The sequence below is a fragment of the Mycobacterium sp. IDUB_5 genome, from assembly GCF_055419565.1.
Map to the genome: position 1 here is coordinate 111,538 of NZ_JBVAXX010000002.1, position 20,133 is coordinate 131,670.

13 protein-coding genes are annotated in these 20,133 nt (G+C 68.6%); 8 read left to right on the plus strand and 5 right to left on the minus strand.

The features are described from left to right. Positions 1-64 precede the first annotated feature (64 nt). Together ACZY1G_RS05545 and ACZY1G_RS05550 are read left to right on the plus strand one after the other, a co-directional pair. The gene (locus tag ACZY1G_RS05545; RefSeq protein WP_463815616.1) at positions 65-1,306 is read left to right on the plus strand and encodes a cytochrome P450; all 1,242 of its coding nucleotides are present in this window, start codon (positions 65-67) and stop codon (positions 1,304-1,306) included. Next, positions 1,303-1,881 (plus strand): TetR/AcrR family transcriptional regulator, encoded by a 579-nt coding sequence (locus ACZY1G_RS05550; protein ID WP_463815615.1) that lies wholly within the window; start codon positions 1,303-1,305, stop codon positions 1,879-1,881. Before ACZY1G_RS05545 ends, ACZY1G_RS05550 begins: the two co-directional genes overlap by 4 nt. On the opposite strand, the gene ACZY1G_RS05555 is transcribed toward ACZY1G_RS05550, so the two are convergent. Further along, a complete protein-coding gene (locus ACZY1G_RS05555; protein ID WP_463815833.1) occupies positions 1,868-2,995 on the minus strand; it encodes an acyltransferase family protein in 1,128 nt (375 codons plus the stop codon). The genes ACZY1G_RS05550 and ACZY1G_RS05555 overlap by 14 nt on opposite strands. Positions 2,996-3,020: 25 nt before the next feature. Continuing rightward, a complete protein-coding gene (locus ACZY1G_RS05560) occupies positions 3,021-4,730 on the minus strand; it encodes a DEAD/DEAH box helicase (protein WP_463815613.1) in 1,710 nt (569 codons plus the stop codon). A 49-nt stretch (positions 4,731-4,779) separates the two neighbouring features. Here ACZY1G_RS05560 and ACZY1G_RS05565 point away from each other — a divergent pair, with 49 nt between their 5' ends. From ACZY1G_RS05565 to ACZY1G_RS05580, 4 genes are read left to right on the plus strand one after another with little or no spacing between them, the layout of a single operon-like run. Beyond that, positions 4,780-5,370 (plus strand): LppP/LprE family lipoprotein, encoded by a 591-nt coding sequence (locus tag ACZY1G_RS05565; protein WP_463815612.1) that lies wholly within the window; start codon positions 4,780-4,782, stop codon positions 5,368-5,370. A 60-nt stretch (positions 5,371-5,430) separates the two neighbouring features. Then, positions 5,431-8,847 (plus strand): TM0106 family RecB-like putative nuclease, encoded by a 3,417-nt coding sequence (locus tag ACZY1G_RS05570; protein WP_463821840.1) that lies wholly within the window; start codon positions 5,431-5,433, stop codon positions 8,845-8,847. Further along, on the plus strand, positions 8,844-10,202 hold the full coding sequence (locus ACZY1G_RS05575) for an FAD-binding oxidoreductase (protein ID WP_463821841.1): 1,359 nt from the start codon (positions 8,844-8,846) through the stop codon (positions 10,200-10,202). Before ACZY1G_RS05570 ends, ACZY1G_RS05575 begins: the two co-directional genes overlap by 4 nt. Before the next feature lie 28 nt (positions 10,203-10,230). After that, positions 10,231-11,622, plus strand: a complete 1,392-nt coding sequence (locus tag ACZY1G_RS05580; protein WP_463821842.1) for an NAD(P)/FAD-dependent oxidoreductase — start codon at positions 10,231-10,233, stop codon at positions 11,620-11,622. On the opposite strand, the gene ACZY1G_RS05585 is transcribed toward ACZY1G_RS05580, so the two are convergent. Together ACZY1G_RS05585 and ACZY1G_RS05590 are read right to left on the minus strand one after the other, a co-directional pair. After that, on the minus strand, positions 11,619-13,250 hold the full coding sequence (locus ACZY1G_RS05585; protein ID WP_463815832.1) for a DHA2 family efflux MFS transporter permease subunit: 1,632 nt from the start codon (positions 13,248-13,250) through the stop codon (positions 11,619-11,621). The two genes, ACZY1G_RS05580 and ACZY1G_RS05585, sit on opposite strands and share 4 nt — an antisense overlap. A gap of 70 nt (positions 13,251-13,320) precedes the next feature. Then, positions 13,321-14,586, minus strand: a complete 1,266-nt coding sequence (locus tag ACZY1G_RS05590) for a multidrug effflux MFS transporter (RefSeq protein WP_463821843.1) — start codon at positions 14,584-14,586, stop codon at positions 13,321-13,323. 153 nt (positions 14,587-14,739) lie between these two features. On the opposite strand from ACZY1G_RS05590, the gene ACZY1G_RS05595 reads away from it, so the two are divergent. After that, positions 14,740-15,483, plus strand: a complete 744-nt coding sequence (locus ACZY1G_RS05595; RefSeq protein WP_463815607.1) for a hypothetical protein — start codon at positions 14,740-14,742, stop codon at positions 15,481-15,483. 266 nt (positions 15,484-15,749) lie between these two features. Next, positions 15,750-19,529, plus strand: coding sequence for a multifunctional oxoglutarate decarboxylase/oxoglutarate dehydrogenase thiamine pyrophosphate-binding subunit/dihydrolipoyllysine-residue succinyltransferase subunit (locus tag ACZY1G_RS05600; protein WP_463822208.1), 3,780 nt, complete (start codon positions 15,750-15,752; stop codon positions 19,527-19,529). Between the two features lie 99 nt (positions 19,530-19,628). On the opposite strand, the gene ACZY1G_RS05605 is transcribed toward ACZY1G_RS05600, so the two are convergent. Then, complete coding sequence (locus ACZY1G_RS05605) at positions 19,629-19,994, minus strand: DUF732 domain-containing protein (RefSeq protein ID WP_463821844.1); 366 nt, start codon at positions 19,992-19,994, stop codon at positions 19,629-19,631. Between the last annotated feature and the right edge of the window lie 139 nt (positions 19,995-20,133).

A 20,133-nucleotide genomic window follows, 5' to 3' on the forward strand; every position in this document is an offset into this window, starting at 1 on the left:
GAGCAAGCGGTCGTTTGACGCGTTGTGCGTTGACACCGGCCTGCTTATGTCGTATGCATGAGACATGTCGGCTGTTTTGTCTCACGGTTCCCCAGTGGCGTTTCGCCTACCGACCGCATCTACCTGGCCGGACCCGTGGCCGATGTACCGCGCGCTACGCGACCGCGACCACGTCCACCACGTCGTGCCTGCCGACCGGCCCGACCACGACTACTACGTGCTGTCCCGGCACGCCGACATCTGGTCTGCGGCGCGCGACCACCAGACGTTCTCCTCCGCCCAGGGCCTGACCGTCAACTACGGCGAGCTCGAGATGATCGGCCTGGCCGACAATCCGCCGATGGTCATGCAGGATCCGCCGACGCACACCGAGTTCCGCAAGCTCGTGTCCCGGGGTTTCACACCACGCCAGGTCGAGGCGATCGAGCCGACGGTGCGCCAGTTCGTCGTCGAACGCATCGAGGGGTTGCGTTCGCGCGGCGGCGGCGACATCGTCGGCGAACTGTTCAAACCCCTACCGTCGATGGTGGTCGCGCACTACCTCGGCGTGCCCGAGGCCGACCGCGGCAAGTTCGACGGATGGACCGAAGCGATCGTCGCCGCCAACACCACCGACGGTGGGATCGGCGGCGCGCTAGACACCCTCGGAGACGCACTCGGCGAGATGATGACCTACTTCACCGCACTGATCGAGCGCCGCCGCGTCGACCCCGGTGACGACACCGTCTCCCATCTCGTGGCCGCCGGTGTCGGCGCCGACGGGGACATCGCCGGTGTGCTCTCGGTTCTCGCGTTCACCTTCACGATGGTCACCGGCGGCAACGACACCACCACCGGCATGCTCGGCGGCTCGGTGCAGCTGCTGCACCAACGCCCCGATCAGCGCCGGCTCCTCGTCGACGACCCCGGCCTCATCCCCGGCGCCGTCGACGAATTCCTGCGGCTCACCTCCCCGGTGCAGGGACTGGCCCGCACCACGACCCGCGACGTCACGATCGGCGACCGCACGATCCCCGCCGGCCGCAAGGTGCTGTTCCTCTACGGTTCGGCCAACCGCGACGAGCGCGAATACGGCGATGACGCAGGCGAACTCGACGTCACCCGCAACCCCCGCAACATCCTCACGTTCAGCCACGGCGCCCACTTCTGCCTGGGCTCGGCCGCGGCACGGATGCAGTCCCGAGTCGCACTGTCCGAACTCCTGGCCCGCATTCCCGACTTCGACGTCGACGAAGCCGGAATCGTCTGGGCCGGCGGCAGTTACGTGCGCAGACCGCTGACGGTGCCGATCACGGTGACCCGGTGAGCGGCAGGGACTGGCTCGCCGCGCACCGCACCGAAGTCGCCGCCGAACGCATTCTGGACGCAGCCGGTGGCTTGTTCGCCGAGAAGCCCGCCGCGACCGTCGGCATGAACGACATAGCCGCGGCGGCGGGCTGTTCGAGAGCCACGCTGTACCGCTACTTCGAGAACCGCGACGCGCTGCACACCGCCTACGTCCACCGGGAGACCCACCGGCTCTACCGGGAGCTGACCGACCGGCTCGTCCCGATCGAGGATCCGCGAGAGCGGCTCGTGCAGGGCATGCTCGGATGTCTGCGCATGGTGCGCGAGAACCCCGCGCTGGCCTCCTGGTTCACCGCGTCAACGCGACCCATCGGCGGTGAGATGGCCGAGCAGTCACCGGTGATCGCCGCCCTGACCGAGATGTTCGTCGTGAGCCTGCAGGCCGGCGCCGCCGACCACGTCGAACAGCGGGCCCGCTGGTTGGTGCGGATCCTGACCTCGCTGCTGATGTTCCCCGGTCGCGACGACGCCGACGAGGCCGCCATGCTCGCCGAATTCGTCGTCCCGCAGATCGTTGCGGTCACACCCGGGTGAACCGGTGCAGTAGCCACGCCAGCGGCACGGTCACCAGCATCGTGCCGAAGAACAGCAGCCACACCGAACCGTTGTAGATCGGGTACCGCAGCACCTCGACCATCACCAGTTCCATCGTCACGAGGTGGATCAGGAAGATCTCGTAGGAGATCTCACCCAGGAACACCATCGGTCTACTCGCCATGAGCTTCGCGTACAGACCGGTGTTACCCAGCGCCAGCGGAGCCACGACCAACGTCGCGATCACAGCGTAGAAGGCGCTCTTGGCCAACGCTTCCCACAGCAGAGCCGGAGACGTCGTCGGCTCTCCCCCGATCGGCGTGGACACGATGAAGTAGCAGATCACCACAACGGGCAGGCAGGCCAGCGCGTACGCGCGAACACGCATTGCCGCCAGTACCGCGAGCACCATGCCGCCGACGAACCATGACAGATAACCCGGCAACCACAGCCGGGCGCCGTCGGGCAGAAAAGACGTCTTGTGCACCAACGTGAGCCAGGCCGGGGACAGCGCCGCCAGCGCAACCAGACCGGCGAGCAGCAGCCACGGCCGCCAGCGCCGGCGACACAGCACGACCAGCAGGAGGTAGGCCATCAGCGGTAACGCCACATAGAAGGCCGCTTCGACGGCGAGGCTCCACATCTGCGTAAGACCCTGGTGCAGAAAGGAATACAGATAGTTGTCGGTGTAGATCTGGGTCAGCGTCAGGTTGCGCACCAGCCCTTCCCAGGTGTGACCGGGATTCGGACCCGCCGTACGGAAGTGGTAGACGAGATATGCCGCCAGGACGGTGACCACATAGGCCGGCATGATGCGCCGGACCCGGTGCCACGCATAGCGTTTCACCGAGGGCGCGGGAGAACCGCTGGCGCACGCGGTCACCCAGGGGCTGAACAGCAGGAAGCCGGACAGCACGAAGAAGATCGGCACCCCGATCTCCATGCGGGAGAACATGAGCCCGACGTAGCCCTGCCCGTAGCGACCGGTGGTGTAGGCGGCGTGCGTCAGCACCACGAGAAGTGCTGCCACGGCCCGGATACCGGTCAGTGAGTCGACCCGGCCGGTCGCCGTGACGGATTCCAGCCCGCCCTGCGCCTCGGTGCCCGAAGCCATCCCCGAGGACAGGGTCATGACGCGATCATCGATCTTTGTAGCGCGCCTTCGGCCCGCGATCGGGTTCCAGATGGATCAGCTGGCCCTGGATCTTGGTGTTCTCCAGCTTCTTCAGCGTCTCCCGCGACAGGTTGGCCGGCAGCTCCACCAGCGAGTAGTCCAACTTGATCGCGATGTGGCCGAAGTCGCTGCGATGCAGGCCGCCCTCGTTGGCGATCGCGCCGACGATCGCACCCGGCATGGCCTTGTGCTTCTTGCCGACCGCGATGCGGTAGGTAGCCAGGTCGCTGCGGCGCTCCCGCTGCTTACGCGGGCCTCGACCGTCACCGCCGTCACGGTCGGGACGATCCGCGCGGTCCTTCTTCTCGCGGCGCTTCTCCGGCGGCGGCTCGGTCATCAAGAACGCTTCGCCGTCGCGACTCTGCAGCGCCAGCGCGGCGGCGATGTCGGCCATCGGCACGTCGTGGTCACGCTCGTAGTTCTCGATCAGCGTGCGGAACAACTCGATGCCCGGCGCGGCGAGCGCCTCGGTGATCGAATCGCGGAACTTCTGCACGCGGCGCTCGTTGACGTCCTCGACCGACGGCAGCTCGATCTCGACCAGTTTCTGCCGCGTCACCCGCTCGATGGCACCGAGCAGATGCCGTTCGCGCGGTGTGACGAACAGCAGCGCCGTCCCGGAGCGTCCGGCCCGGCCCGTGCGACCGATCCGGTGCACGTAGGACTCCGGGTCGTGTGGGATGTCGAAGTTAACCACGTGGGAGATGCGCTCGACGTCCAAGCCGCGTGCAGCGACGTCGGTCGCGACCAGGATGTCGATCGAACCGTCCTTGAGCGCGTTGATCGTGCGTTCACGCACCGCCTGCGGGATGTCGCCGTTGATCGCCGCCGCCGCGAACCCGCGGGCCTTGAGCTTCTCGGCCACCTCCTCGGTGGCCTGCTTGGTGCGGACGAACACGATCATCGCGTCGCCCTGCTCCACCTCGAGCAGCCGGGTCAGCGCGTCCATCTTCCGCGGATAGGAGACCTGGATGTAGCGCTGGGTGATGTTCTCGGCAGTCTGGGTCTTCGACTTGACCGTGACCTCGACCGGATCGTGCAGGTACTTGGCGGTGATCTTCTTGATCGCCGGCGGCATGGTCGCCGAGAACAGCGCGACCTGCTTGTACTCGGGCGTGTCGGCGAGGATGCGCTCGACGTCCTCGGCGAACCCCATCTGCAGCATCTCGTCGGCCTCGTCGAGCACCATGTAGTCGAGGTGGCTGACGTCGAGCGTGCCCTTCTCCAGATGGTCGATCACACGGCCGGGCGTGCCGACGACGATCTGGGCGCCCCGCTTCAGGCCCGCCAGCTGGGGCCCGTAGGAGCTGCCGCCGTACACCGGCAGCACGTTGACGTTCAGATGGGCGCCGTACCGGCTGAACGCCTCGGCGACCTGCAGCGCCAGCTCACGGGTCGGGGCCAACACCAGCGCCTGGGTGGTGCGGCTCGAGGTGTCGATCTTGCTCAGGATGGGGATGGCGAACGCGGCGGTCTTGCCCGTACCGGTCTGGGCCAGCCCGACGACGTCGGAACCGGCCAGCATCGCGGGGATCGTCGCCGCCTGAATCGGCGACGGCGACTCGTAGCCGACGTCGCTGACCGCCTGCAGCACGGAGGGGTGGATCTGCAGGTCGGCGAAGGTTGGGGCGACGGGCAGATCCGTGCTGGCGGGGGTCACATCCGAGGAGGTCATCGTGGTGGCAGTCTAGTGCCCTTTCCGGCTCCGTCCTGCCGCGCGCCTGATGGCCGGTGTCGGCGCAGTGCCGGTACGGTCGCCTGTTGTGAAGTGGGCAGCAGTGATGGGTGCCGCAGCCCTCGTCCTCGCGGGCTGCGGCTCAGGTGATTCGACCGCATCGAAAACGCCGGGTCCGACGGCCTCGGCGGCTCCCTCGGCAGCACCTGCGCCGACCGTGGCGCCGGTCGGGCCGCCGCCGGGACCTGCGCCCGCCGCCGATCCCTGCGCCACCGACCTCGCCGCCCCCGAGATCGCGAACGCGGTGTCCCAACTCCCCCGCGACCCGCGCAGCAAGCAGGCGTGGAGCCCCGAACCGGTGGCCGGCAACTACAACGAGTGCGCGCAGCTGTCCGCGGTGATCGTCAAGGCCAACACCAACTCGCAGAACGCCAACACCCGGGCCGTGCTGTTCCACCGCGGCAAGTTCATCCCCACCGGGGTGCCGGACACCTACGGCTTCAACGGTCTCGACAGCACCGGCACCACCGGCGACACCGTCGCGCTGAAGTACTCCGGCGGCACGCCCGGGCTGGACAGCATCGTCAAGTTCCGCTGGAACGGCAGCGGAGTCGAGCTGATCGGCAACACGCCGCGCTGAGGCGTACGGGCGCGGTCTGCGGCGGGGTGCGGCGTCGGTGGGCTGCCCTACAGTGGCGGCGTGTTCGTCATCGACGGCCGGGTCGTCTACAGCGCCTCCGATCTCGCCGCGGCCGCCCGCTGCGAGTACGCGCTGCTGCGCTCGTTCGACGTCAAGCTCGGCCGTAGCGCGGCGATCGCCAGCGATGACGAGATGCTCGCGCGCACATCGCACTTGGGCGACGAGCACGAGCGCAGGCACCTCGACGCGCTGCGTGCCGACGCCGAGATCACCGTCATCGGTCGGCCCGACTACACCCTCGCAGGGCTGACCGCGGCGGCGGAGCAGACGCTGCGGGCGATCGAGCGGCGCGCACCGGTGATCTACCAAGCCGCGATGTTCGACGGCCGGTTCGTCGGGTTCGCCGACTTCCTGCTGCTCGAGCAGTCCGAGAAGGGCCCCCGCTACCGCCTGCGCGACACCAAGCTGGCCCGCTCGGTGAAGGTCGAGGCCCTGCTGCAGCTGGCCGCCTACGTCGACACGCTGGCCGCGGCCGGGGTGCCCGTCGCACCCGAGGTCGATCTCGTTCTCGGCGACGGGGCCACCGTCAGCTACCCCGTCGACGAGCTGCTACCGGTGTACCGACCTCGCCGCGCCGCGCTGCAGCATCTGCTCGACCGGCACGAAGCCGGAGGGACTCCGGCGACGTGGGAGGACGAGTCCGTGCGCGCTTGTTTCCGGTGCGCCGACTGCGAGGAGCAGGTCCGCGCCCACGACGATCTGCTACTGGTCGCGGGCATGCGGGTCAGCCAGCGCGCCCGGCTGCTCGACGCCGGCATCACGACCGTGCGCGAGCTCGCCGCCCACGAGAACGCTGTGCCCGACCTGTCCCCCCGCGCCGTCGGCGCACTGACCTCACAGGCACGCCTGCAGATCGCCGACCGGGTCGACGGCAAGCCGCCCTACCGCGTCGTGGACCCGCAACCGCTGATGGTGCTGCCCGACGCCGACAAGGGCGACCTCTTCTTCGACTTCGAGGGTGATCCGCTGTGGACCGCCGACGGCCGCGAGTGGGGCCTCGAATACCTGTGGGGTGTGCTGACCGTCGCCGACGAGTTCTCCCCGCTGTGGGCGCACACCCGCGCCGACGAACGCGCGGCGCTGGTCGCGTTTCTCGACCTGGTCCGCAAGCGGCGGCGCCGCTACCCCCGCATGCACATCTACCACTACGCGGCCTACGAGAAGAGCACGCTGCTGCGGCTGGCCGGCCGCTACGGCGTCGGCGAACGCGACGTGGACGAGCTGCTCCGCGAGGGCGTGCTGGTCGACCTGTATCCGTTGGTGCGCAAGAGCATTCGGGTCGGCACCGAGAACTACAGCATCAAGAGCCTGGAACCGTTGTACATGGGCAACGAGTTGCGCGACGGTGAGGTCACCACGGCCACCGCGTCGATCACCGAGTACGCCCACTACTGCGAACTGCGGGATGCCGGCCGCGTCGACGACGCCGCGACGGTGCTCAAAGAGATCGAGGAGTACAACCGCTACGACTGCCGCTCGACGCGCCGCCTACGTGACTGGCTGGTGGCGCGCGCGATCGAAGCCGGGGTGCCGCCCCGCGGGCCCGTGCCGGTCGACGGCGCGACGGTACCGGCGGTCGAGCCGGATGCGGTCGAACGGCGGTTACTCAAGTTCGCCGGTGACGGCGTGGAGCCGCGCACGCCCGAGCAGACGGCTGTCGCGATGATCGCTGCCGCCAAGGGCTTTCACCAGCGCGAGGACAAGCCGTTCTGGTGGGGACACTTCGACCGGGTGAACAACCCCGTGGAGGAGTGGGCGGATAGCAGCGGGGTGTTCCTGGTCGACGACCACGACATCGCCGAGGATTGGCACCAGCCGCCGCGGGCTCGGAAACCACAGCGCCGCTTGGTTCTTCGCGGCGAGATTGCCAACGGTGATCTGGACCGCGACATGTACGCGCTCTACGACCCGCCCGCACCGGCGGGCCTGGCCGACGACCCCGACCGGCGCGGCTTCGCCACCGTCTCGGTGGTCGAGTGCGACAACATCGACGCCCCCACCGAGGTGACCGTCATCGAGCGGCAACCCAAGGACGGCGACGTGTTCAGCCAGGTGCCGTTCGCGTTGACACCCGGCCCGCCGATCAGCACCCGGCCGCTCGCCGACTCGATCGCGGCGATCGCCGCCGACGTCGCCGATGCGCTGCCGCGGCTGCGCCCGGGCGCGATGACCGACCTGCTGCTGCGGCGGGCGCCACGCACCCGCAGCGGCGCCACGCTGCCCGACTCCGGCGTCGTCGTCGACGACATCACGGCCGCGCTGCTCGATCTCGACGCGTCCTACCTCGCGGTGCACGGCCCGCCCGGCACCGGCAAGACGTTCACCGCCGCCCAGGTCATCGCCCGGCTGGTCAACGACCACGGCTGGCGGGTCGGGGTCGTCGCCCAGGCGCACGCGGTCGTGGAGAACCTCTTCGCCGGAATCCTCGCGGCCGGGGTCGACGGCGCACGGGTGGGCAAGAAGAAGTCCGTCGGCGCCCCGTGGCAGGAGGTCGACGAGAAGGACTACCCGGCGTTCGTCGCCGAGCACGACGGTTGCGTGATCGGCGGCACCGCGTGGGACTTCGCCAACGAGCGTCGTGTCCCTGCCGCATCGCTGGACCTGCTCGTCGTGGAAGAAGCCGGCCAGTTCAGCCTCGCCAACACGATCGCGGTGGCCCGCGCATCGCAGAACCTGCTGCTGCTCGGCGACCCGCAGCAGCTGCCGCAGGTCAGCCAGGGCACCCATCCGGAACCGGTGGACGGCTCGGCGCTGGCGTGGCTGGTCGACGGTCACCACACCCTGCCGCCCGAGCGCGGCTACTTCCTGCACTGCTCCTACCGGATGCATCCGCAGGTGTGCCGCGGCGTGTCGCGCCTGTCATACGACAACCGGCTGCAGTCCCACGAACCGGTGACCGCCGCGCGCCGGCTCGCCGGAGTCGCACCCGGTATCCACACCCTGGCCGTCGAGCACCACGGCAACGTCACCGACAGCCCGGAGGAGGCGGCGGCGATCGTCGCCGCGATCCGCGACCTGCTCGGTGCGGACTGGACCGACGAGGACAGCACCCGCCCGCTCACTCAGGACGACGTGCTCGTGGTCACCCCGTACAACGCGCAGGTCGTGCAGGTGCGCGGCCACCTCGACGCCGCCGGGTTCGCCGACGTCCGGGTGGGCACGGTCGACAAGTTCCAGGGCCAGCAGGCCCCGGTGGTGTTCGTGTCGATGACGGCGTCCTCGATCGACGAGGTTCCCCGCGGAATCGCGTTCCTGCTCAACAGGAATCGCCTCAACGTCGCGATCAGCCGCGCGAAGTACCTGGCGGTGGTCGTGCGCTCACCGCAGCTCACCGAGTACCTGCCCAGCACGCCTGACCGCCTGGTCGAATTGGGCGCGTTCCTGTCGCTCTCGTCGTGTGATACACCGGGCCCATGACCGAAGCGCTGACCGAACACCTCGCGGCGATCGTCGGCGCCTCGCAGGTGAGCACCGATCCCGACGTGCTCGAGGGCCGCAGCGTCGACCACACCGGGCGCTATCGCGGCCGGGCCGCGGTCCTGGTGCGCCCCGGTTCCGCCGACGAGGTCGCCGCAGTGCTCACCGCCTGCCGCGACGCGGGAGTCAGCGTGACCGTGCAGGGCGGCCGGACGTCGTTGGTGGCGGGCACGGTGCCCGAGCACGACGACGTGCTGCTGTCCACCGAGCGGCTGCGCGAGATCGGCGAGGTCGACACCGTGGAGCGGCGGGTGCACGTCGGGGCCGGGGTGACGCTGGCCGAGGTGCAGCGGGCCGCGACAGCCGCCGGCCTGGTCTTCGGCGTCGATCTGGCCGCCCGCGATTCGGCGACCGTCGGCGGGATGGCGTCGACCAACGCCGGCGGGCTGCGCACCGTCAGCTACGGCAACATGGGCGAACAGGTTCTGGGCCTCGACGTGGTACTGCCCGATGGGTCGATCGTGCACCGGCACAGCCAGGTGCGCAGCGACAACACCGGCTACGACCTGGCGTCGCTGTTCGTCGGCGCCGAGGGCACGCTGGGCGTGATCACCGGGCTGGATCTGCGACTGCACCCCACGCCCCGCCACCGCGTGACCGCGATCTGCGGGTTCACCGACCTCGACGCGCTGCTGGCGACCGCCCGGGTGTTCCGGGACACCGACGGCATCGCGGCACTCGAGCTCATCGACGCCCGGGCCAGCGCGCTGACCGCCGAGCACGTCGGCGTCGCCGCCCCGGTCGGTGGTGACTGGTTGCTGCTCATCGAGTTGGCCGGCGACACAGACCTGACCGAGCGGCTGGCCGACGCGCTGGCCGACGCCGACCTGTGCGGCGAGCCCGCCGTCGGTGTCGACGCAAGCGCCCAGCAGCGGCTCTGGCAGGTCCGCGAGGCAGTCGCCGAGGTACTCGGCGTCTACGGCCCACCGCTGAAATTCGATGTCTCACTGCCACTCTCGTCGATCACACCGTTCGCCGCCGAGGCGGTGACACTGATCGCCGACCATGCGCCCGACGCGATCCCGGTGTTGTTCGGACATGTCGGCGAAGGCAACCTGCACCTCAACATCGTGCGGTGCGCGCTCACCGGCGAGCCCGAGCACGCCCTCTACACCGCGATGATGGCGCTGATCGCGCGCCACGACGGCAACGTCAGCTCCGAACATGGCGTCGGGACCCGCAAACGCGACTACGTCGCGATGTCGCGCACCGACGCCGACATCGCGGCGATGCGGGCGGTGAAGGCCGCGTTCGACCCCACCGGGTATCTGAACCCCGCGGTGCTGTTCAGCTGAGTGCCAGGCGTCACGTAGCGTGGCGGCGATGACGAGCATCGAGGCCGACTACCTGGTGATCGGCGCAGGCGCGATGGGGATGGCGTTCGTCGACACGATGCTCACCGAAACCGATGCCACGATCGTGCTCGTCGACGAGAACCACCAGCCCGGCGGGCATTGGAACTGGGTGTATCCGTTCGTCCGGCTGCACCAGCCCTCGGCCTACTACGGCGTGAATTCCCGCGCGCTGGGCAACGAGGACTGGATCGACGAGTCGGGCCCCAACGAGGGTTTCTTCGAGCTGGCGACCGGTCACGAGGTGTGCGCCTACTACGACCAGGTGATGCGCCACCAGATGCTGCCCACGGGCCGGCTGTCCTACTATCCGTCCTCGCACTACCTGGGCGACAACAGGTTTCGCACCCTCGACGGGACCGAGCACGACGTCACCGTGCGGCGGAGGGTGGTCGATGCGACCTACCTGCTGACCGTGGTGCAGTCGATGCGCTCGGCGCCGTTCTCGGTGGCCGACGGCATCGACGTCGTCACCCCGAACGACCTGCCCCGCCGCGCAGCGGGCCGCCAGCACTACACGATCGTCGGCGGCGGCAAGACCGGCATGGACTGCTGTCTGTGGCTGATGCGCTCCGGCGTCCCGCCCGAGAACCTCCGGTGGATCATGCCGCGCGACTCGTGGCTGCTGAACCGGGCGAACATCCAGCCGGGCGAGCAGTTCGTCAAAACGATGCGGGAGTCGATCGCCTCCCGGATGGCTGCGGTCGCCGAGGCCACCTCCGTCGACGATCTGCTGACCCGGCTCGAGGCCGACGCGACCCTGTTCCGGCTCGATCCCGACGTCACCCCGACGATGTACCACTGCGCGATCGTGTCCTCCGGCGAGCTCGAGCAGCTGCGCCTGATCGACGACGTGGTGCGGCTCGGCCATCTCCAACGCGCCGAGCACGACCGAATCGTGTTGCGCGACGGCGAGATCGCGACCGCCACCCCGTCGCTGTACGTGGACTGCACGACGCAGGGACTGCCGCGTCCGCCGTCGGTGCCGGTGTTCGACGGTGACCGGATGACACTGCAGAGCGTGCGGGGATGCCAGCAGGTGTTCAGCTCGGCGTTCATCGCCCACGTGGAGGCCGCCTACGGCGACGACGACGTCCGCAACGATCTGTGCGCACCCATCACCCACCCCGATGCCCCGGTGGACTGGCTTCGAATCCTGCTGTCCGACAACACCGCTCAAGTGAGATGGCTACAGGACCCCGAATTGATGGACTGGCTCAAGGCCTCGCGACTCAACGTGCTGCGCGACCTGTTCCCCGACTTCGGCGACAAGGTCCGCGTGCGCGACCGCGCGTTCGGCGCCCTGACCACGGCGCTGACCAAGACCAATGCGCAACTGAGTGCGCTGATGGAACGCGGCTAGCCCCGCGCGTGCCGGCCGCCGCCGCTGTCGGTCACCCGCTCCAACACGTCGGTGTCGGGCTCGTGGGGCTCCCAGTCGACGACGTACTCCACGTAGTCATCGTCATCAACCCAGTCACCGTCGTCGTCGGCATCGGCGTCTGCGTCGGCCCCGGTGTCGGCCGGCGGCGCCCAGCGCCGGTGCACCCCGCCCGTCAGGAAGAGCGCGGCGACCACCCCGAAGAGCGCGATGAACGCCGGCAGCAGCATCGCCTGCGACATGGCTGCCGAGAACGGGGCGTGGAGGAAGCCGGGTAGCTGCCCGACGCCGCTCTCCGACGCTCCCGCACCGCCGGGCGCGCCCGGCATCTCCGCTGACAACCGCGACGCCAGGAACGCGGCCATACCCGCGCTGCCCAGCACCGAGCCGACCTGGCGGGTGGTGTTGTACACCCCGGAGCCGGCACCGGCCACATGCGGCGGAAGGTTCCGGGTGGCCGTCGCGGCCAGCGGCGACCAGATGAACGCCATACCCACACCCATCAGGGTCAGCGGCACCACCAACCGCCAGATCGGAGTCGTCGGCGTCATGTCGAACGACAACCAGGTCAGCGCGATGGCCAGCATCGAGAACCCGAACCCGATCACCGGGCGGGGATGAGCGCGATCCACGATCTTGCCGACGATCGGCGCCAGCACGCCCGTCGCCACTGCCATCGGCGCGGTCAGCAGCGCCGCGCGCGTCGGCGTCAGACCGCACACCGCCTGCGCATAGAACATCAGGGGCAGGATCATCGACGTCGCGACGAACCCCATCGTCGCGATGCCGAGGTTCGACATCGAGAAGTCACGGTCACCGAATATCGACAGCGGGATGAGCGGCTCACCGCGGGTGACCGACTGCCACATCACGAACACGGCCATGACCGCGACCCCCACCCCGATCGCCGCCCAGATCCACGGCGCCCAGTCGTGGGCCTGCCCCTCTTGCAGACCGAACACGATCAGGAACAAGCCCACCGCCGACAACGCCACGCCCAAGACGTCGACGCGTGTGCTCTGGGTGGGCAGCGCGGGCACCAGCCGCAGCGCCAGCACCAGACCCAGCACGCCGACGGGAACGTTGACGAAGAAGATCCACTGCCAGCCCAGGTGGTCGACCAGCACGCCACCGGCCAGCGGGCCCACGAGCGTGGCCACCCCCGCCGTCGCGCCCCAGACGCTCATCGCGACACCTCGCCGCTCGGCGGGGAACGTCCGGGTGATCACCGACAGGGTCTGCGGCGTGAGCAGCGCAGCACCGACACCTTGCAGGACCCGAGCCGCGACGAGCATGCCGATGCTCTCGGCCAGCCCGCACCACAGCGAGGCCAACGTGAACACCGACAGGCCGACCAGGTAGACGTTGCGCGGCCCGTAGCGATCACCGAGGCGACCGGACACGAGCAGCGGTACGGCGTAGGCCAGCAGGTAGGCGCTGGTGACCCAGATCACGGCGTCGTACCCGACGCCGAGTGCGGACATGATCGCGGGATTCGCGACGGCGACGATCGTCGCGTCGACCAGGATCATGAAGAAGCCCACGAGAAGCGCCCACAGCGCGTGCCATGGATTGGCCGGTCGGGAGCGTGGCGTCACGAAATCGAGCATGGTGGAAGACATTCAGCCATCGACGTCAGGTGTGGAAACGGTTCGCGCCGACGCTACGGATCGGCACGAGTCACGACAAGTCGGGTGCGGGCGCCCGGTGCGCGCCGGTCAGCAACAGCGCGACCAGAGCGACCACCACACCGGTGGCCATCACCCCGGCCATCGCCAACTCGTCGTTGCCCAGCACGCCGACCAGGGGCGCAACGGCTGCGCCCAGGCCGAATTGGAAGGCACCGAGCAGCGCCGCCGCTGTGCCCGAGGCATCCGGATGCCGGGTGAGTGCGACCGCCGGTGCGTTCGGGATCACCAAGCCCATCGCCGCCAGGATCGCCCACACCGGGACGACGAATCCGAACAGCCCGCCCACGTGAGCGGCCGCCAGCGCGACGAACACAGCACCGAACACCGACGCCACGGCCAACGCCCACACCATGATCTGCTGCGGCGAGAACCGGCGCAGCAGCACGACGTTGAACTGCGTCGAGCCGATCAGCGCGATCGCGCCGGCGCCGAACACCAGCGCGAACGCCGTCTGGTCGATGCCGTAGCGGCCCTGCAGGACGAACGAGGCACCCGCGATGTAGGCGAACAGTCCGGACATGCCGAGCGCCGCGACGAGGACGAGGATCACGAAGCGGGTGTCGCGCAGCAGTTCGACGTAGGTGCGTGCGATACCGACCACCTTCAAGGGCCGGCGATGCACGACCGGCAGCGTCTCCGGAAGAGCCAGCACAGCCATCACCAGCAGCGCAGCGGCGAGGACGACCAGCGCAGCGAAGATCCAGTGCCAGGACGCGTGGAGCAGGACCGCCGCACCCAGCGACGGGGCGAGCACCGGCGCCACACCGAGGACCAGCATCAGCCGCGACATCACCGTCGCGGCGACGTTGTCCTTGTACAGATCACCGACCACCGCGAGCGCGACCACCATGCCTGCGGCCGCCCCGACACCCTGCAGACCGCGCGCAACACCCAGCACCGCAATGTTGGGTGCGAACAGACACAGCACCGACGCCAGCATGTGCAGCACGATGCCGCCGATCAACGGCTTGCGACGGCCGAGCGAGTCCGACAGCGGCCCGATGATCAGCTGCCCCAGCGCGAGGCCGGCCAGCGTGCCCGTCAGCGTCAACTGCGCCACAGACGACGACACCGACAGCTCGTCGGCGATCCCCGGTAGCGCCGGCAGGTACATGTCGATCGTCAGCGGACCGAGGGCGACCAGCAAGCCCAGCACCACGATCATGCGCAGGCGGCTGGGAGCGGTCGGGGGTTCGGGAGCCACTCCACGGGTGGTGTCGAGCGGCGTCAGGTCCACATCAGGGGATACTGCCATGCACATGGTTAGCGTCGCTTCCCAATAAATCCTTCCCCTCTCGGCGAACAGTGACCGCCGTCACCTCGGGCACCCTCACCGGGTCGTCATTCGTTTTCCGGGTGTCAACAGGGATTAGCCTGGGAATAGATCCACTCGATGAGAGGCCGATCGATGAGTGCATGGTCACGGGCGAAGAGCAAGGAGCCCGCAGTACGCGAGGACGATCCCAGCGCTGCCGCCAAGGCGCTCAGCCAGATCATCGAGCGCGGCGCCCGGGTCCAGGCACCCGCCGTGCGCGCCTACGTCGGCCGACTCCGGGAGAGCACTCCGGGCGCGACGCCGGCCGAGATCATCACCAAGCTCGAGAAGCACTACATGGCGGCGGTGATGGCCAGTGGTGCGGCGGTCGGCTCCGCAGCGGCCTTCCCCGGCATCGGCACCCTGGTCGCACTGTCCGCGGTTGCCGGAGAGACCGTGGTGTTCCTGGAGGCCACCTCGGTGTTCGTGCTGGCCGTCGCCGAGGTGCACGGCGTGCCCGCCGAAGAACGCGAACGGCGCCGCGCCCTCGTGCTGGCCGTGCTCGTCGGCGACGACAGCAAGGGCGCGATCGCCGACCTGCTCGGCCGTGGCCGCACCAGCGGCGGTTGGCTGTCCGACGGTGCCGCCTCGCTGCCGCTGCCCGCTGTGTCTCAACTGAACAACCGTCTGCTGAGGTACTTCGTCAAGCGCTACACCCTCAAGCGGGGCGCGATGATGTTCGGCAAGATGCTGCCCGTCGGCATCGGCGCCGTCGTCGGTGGGGTCGGTAACCGGATGATGGCCAAGAAGATCGTGCAGAACGCCCGCGACGCCTTCGGCGCTCCGCCGCCGCGCTGGCCGTCGCAGCTGCATCTGCTCCCCGCCCCGCCCTCCTGAGACGGCATTCGCGTGTTCGCGTGAGTGTTCGCAGATGTTCGCGTGAGTGTTCTCTATGACCACAACGACCCATACAGACGTTGCCTGGTCCCCCCGGTCGCGGAAGCGCTAGCCTTGATGCGGCGGAATTGCGGGTGACCGCACACCGGGTTCATTAAGGGGTGGCCGGCTGCCGCGGAGCACTGGCCGAAAACGAAGAATTGAGGCGAACAGCAGCCGTGAATTCACCTTCACCATTCGGTCAGAACGAGTGGTTGGTCGAAGAGATGTACCGCAAGTTCCGCGAGGATCCCTCGTCGGTGGACCCGAGTTGGCACGAGTTCCTCGTCGACTACTCCCCCGAACCCACCACCGACGCCGCCAGCAGTGCCCCGGCGCGCGCGAACGGTTCGTCGGCGCGCTCGTCAGGTCCGATGAGCCCGCCCGAACCCGCCAAGGCGCCGCCGCCGAAGGCCGCGAGCAGCAACGGCGCCGCGGCCACGAAGGCCCCGGCGAAGCCAGCCCCGCCCAAGGCCGAGCCCGCCGAGAAGGCGACCGAAAAGGCACCGGAAAAGAAGAAGGAACCCGCGGCCAAAGCCCCCGAGAAGGCGCCGCAGAAGAAGGAACCGGCGGCCGCCGCTTCAGGGGCCACTTCAGGGGCCACAGACGATGGCGGCGACGAAACGCAGGTGCTGCGCGGCGCCGCCGCGGCCGTCGTCAAGAACATGTCGGCGTCTCTGGTCGTGCCGACCGCCACCAGCGTGCGGGCCATCCCGGCCAAGGCGATGATCGACAACCGCATCGTCATCAACAACCACCTCAAGCGCACTCGCGGCGGCAAGATCTCGTTCACCCATCTGCTGGGGTACGCGATCGTGCAGGCGGTCAAGAAGTTCCCGAACATGAACCGGCACTTCGCCGAGATCGACGGGAAGCCCACCTCGGTCACACCCGCGCACACCAACCTCGGCCTCGCGATCGACCTGGTGGGCAAGAACGGGGGCCGGCAACTGGTCGTCGCGTCGATCAAGAACTGCGAGACCATGAGTTTCAGTCAGTTCATCGCCGCCTACGAGGACATCGTGCGCCGCGCGCGCGACGGCAAGCTGACCGCCGAAGACTTTGCCGGCGTGACGATTTCGCTCACCAACCCGGGCACCATCGGCACCGTCCACTCGGTGCCGCGGCTGATGCAGGGCCAGGGCGCGATCATCGGCGCCGGTGCAATGGAGTACCCCGCGGAGTTCCAGGGCGCCAGCTCGGAACGCATCAACGAGGTCGGCGTCGGCAAGCTGATGACGCTCACGTCGACCTACGACCACCGCATCATCCAGGGTGCGGAGTCGGGTGACTTCCTGCGCACGATCCATCAACTGCTGCTCGACGACGAGTTCTACGACGAGATCTTCCGCGAGCTCGGCATCCCCTACGAGCCGGTGCGCTGGCGCATCGACAACCCCGACTCCATCGAAGACAAGAACGCGCGCGTCATCGAACTGATCGCGGCGTACCGCAACCGCGGCCACCTGATGGCCGACATCGACCCGCTGCGCCTGGACAACACCCGCTTCCGCAGCCACCCCGACCTCGACGTCAACACCCACGGGCTGACGCTGTGGGACCTCGACCGCGAGTTCAAGGTCAACGGATTCGCCGGGCAGACGCACAAGAAGCTGCGCGACATCCTGGGCCTGCTGCGCGACGCCTACTGCCGCCACGTCGGCGTCGAGTACACGCACATCCTCGAGCCCGAGCAGCAGCAGTGGCTCCAGGACCGCATCGAGATCAAGCACGAGAAGCCGACGGTCGCCGAGCAGAAGTACATCCTCTCCAAGCTGAACGCCGCGGAAGCCTTCGAGACGTTCCTGCAGACCAAATACGTTGGACAGAAACGCTTCTCACTGGAGGGCGCGGAGACCGTCATCCCGATGATGGACGCCGCGATCGACCAGGCCGCCGAACACGGGCTGCACGAGGTCGTCATCGGCATGCCCCACCGCGGCCGGCTCAACGTGCTCGCCAACATCGTCGGCAAGCCCTACAGCCAGATCTTCACCGAGTTCGAGGGCAACCTGAATCCGTCGCAGGCGCACGGCTCCGGCGACGTCAAGTACCACCTCGGCGCCACAGGCACCTACATCCAGATGTTCGGCGACAACGACATCGCGGTGTCACTGGTGGCCAACCCCAGCCACCTCGAGGCCGTCGACCCGGTCCTCGAAGGCATCGTGCGCGCCAAGCAGGACTTGCTCGACACCGGCGAGGAGACCAACGGCAGCAACGACTTCACCGTCGTGCCGATGATGCTGCACGGTGATGCTGCATTCGCCGGGCAGGGCGTGGTCGCCGAGACGCTGAATCTGGCGCTGCTGCGCGGGTACCGCACGGGCGGCACGATCCACATCATCGTCAACAACCAGATCGGCTTCACCACATCGCCGTACGACTCGCGCTCGTCGGAGTACTGCACCGACGTGGCCAAGATGATCGGCGCGCCGATCTTCCACGTCAACGGCGACGACCCCGAGGCCGCGGTGTGGGTGGCCAAGCTGGCCGTGGACTTCCGCCAGAAGTTCAAGAAGGACGTCGTCATCGACATGCTGTGCTACCGGCGCCGCGGGCACAACGAGGGTGACGACCCGTCGATGACGCAGCCCAACATGTACGACGTCATCGACACCAAGCGCGGAGTCCGCAAGACCTACACCGAGGCGCTGATCGGCCGCGGCGACATCTCGATGAAGGAGGCCGAGGACGCGCTGCGCGACTACCAGGGCCAACTCGAACGGGTCTTCAACGAGGTCCGCGAACTCGAGAAGCACGCCGTCGAACCCAGCCATTCGGTGGAATCCGACCAGATGGTCCCCGCCGGGATGAACACCGCGGTCGACAAGTCGCTGCTGCAACGCATCGGCGACGCGCACCTGGCGTACGGCGAGGACTTCAACGTGCACCCGCGCGTCAAGCCGGTGCTCGAGAAGCGCCGCGAGATGGCCTACGAGGGCAAGGTCGACTGGGCGTTCGCCGAGCTGCTGGCACTGGGCACCTTCCTGGCCGAAGGCAAGACGATCCGCATGACCGGCCAGGACACCCGCCGCGGCACGTTCACCCAGCGGCACTCAGTGATCATCGACCGCAAGAGCGGCAAGGAGTTCACCCCGCTGGACCTGCTGACCGTCGACTCCGACGGCAACCCGACCGGCGGCCGGTTCATGGTCTACGACTCGGCGCTCTCGGAATACGCCGCCGTCGGCTTCGAATACGGCTACTCGGTGGGCAACCCCGATGCGCTGGTGCTGTGGGAGGCCCAGTTCGGCGACTTCGTCAACGGTGCGCAATCGATCATCGACGAGTTCATCAGCTCCGGTGAGGCCAAGTGGGGTCAGCTCTCCGACGTCGTGCTGCTGCTGCCGCACGGCCACGAGGGCCAGGGTCCTGACCACACGTCGGCCCGCATCGAGCGGTTCCTGCTGCTGTGGGCCGAGGGCTCGATGACGATCGCGATGCCGTCCACACCGGCGAACTACTTCCACCTGCTGCGTCGCCACGGCCTCGACGGCATCCAGCGGCCGCTGATCGTCGCCACTCCGAAGTCCATGCTGCGCAACAAGGCGGCGGTGAGTGATCTCAAGGAGTTCACCGAGCAGAAGTTCCGGTCGGTGCTCGAGGAGCCCACCTACGACGAGGGCGACGGTGACCGGTCGAAGGTCACGCGCATCCTGCTGACCAGCGGCAAGCTCTACTACGAGCTGGCGGCGCGCAAGGCCAAGGACAAGCGGGAGGACGTCGCGATCGTGCGCGTCGAGCAACTGGCGCCGCTGCCCCGGCGGCGGCTGGCTGAGACGCTGGACCGCTACCCGAACGCCACCGAGAAGTTCTGGGTCCAGGAAGAGCCGGCGAACCAGGGTGCCTGGCCGACGATGGGGCTGACGCTGCCCGAGCTGCTGCCCGACCACCTCGCCGGGATCAAGCGGATCTCGCGGCGGGCGATGTCGGCGCCGTCATCGGGTTCGTCGAAGGTGCACGCCGTCGAGCAGCAGGAAATCATCGACACCGCGTTCGGCTAGCTTCGGTTCGGCGAGCGTCGGTTCGGCGAGCGCGCGGGTTTGTACGCCGACGCGCCGCGAACCGCGTGCACTCTGCGCGCGGTCGCGGCCGTCGAGCGCTCACCGCATGAACGAGAACGGCACCCCATCGGTGAGCGCGCTGACGGCGCGCGGGCACATGATCTGAATGGCCAGACCGGTGAACATGGTCGCCGGTCCGAGCGGTCGGCCCAGCTCGTCGGCGACCTTGGCCGCGACGTTCGCCATGTTCTGCCCCGGCTCGGAGAGCATCGGACACACCTGCTCCTCAACGCGGACCGCGGTGGCCGGATCGATATCGCCCAGTCGGTAGTGGTCCAGCGCGGAGAGGAACACGTCGACGCCGGGATCGGCCTGGGCGGGTGCTGCGGCGGTGGTAGCGGCGACCGGTGCTGCGATGGCGAGGGCGGCGCCCAGTGCGGCGAGGACGGAGATGCGAGATGTCACGCTGTGATTGTCGCAATGGACGCCCCAGGTATTACTGCCGGTGCTACGCAGCGGCGCCTCTTCTCGCCGCCTACATCCAGGGCGCGAAGCCGTCGGGTCCCGCCTTTTCCGCGTCCGCGACCGTCCTGACATACAGGGG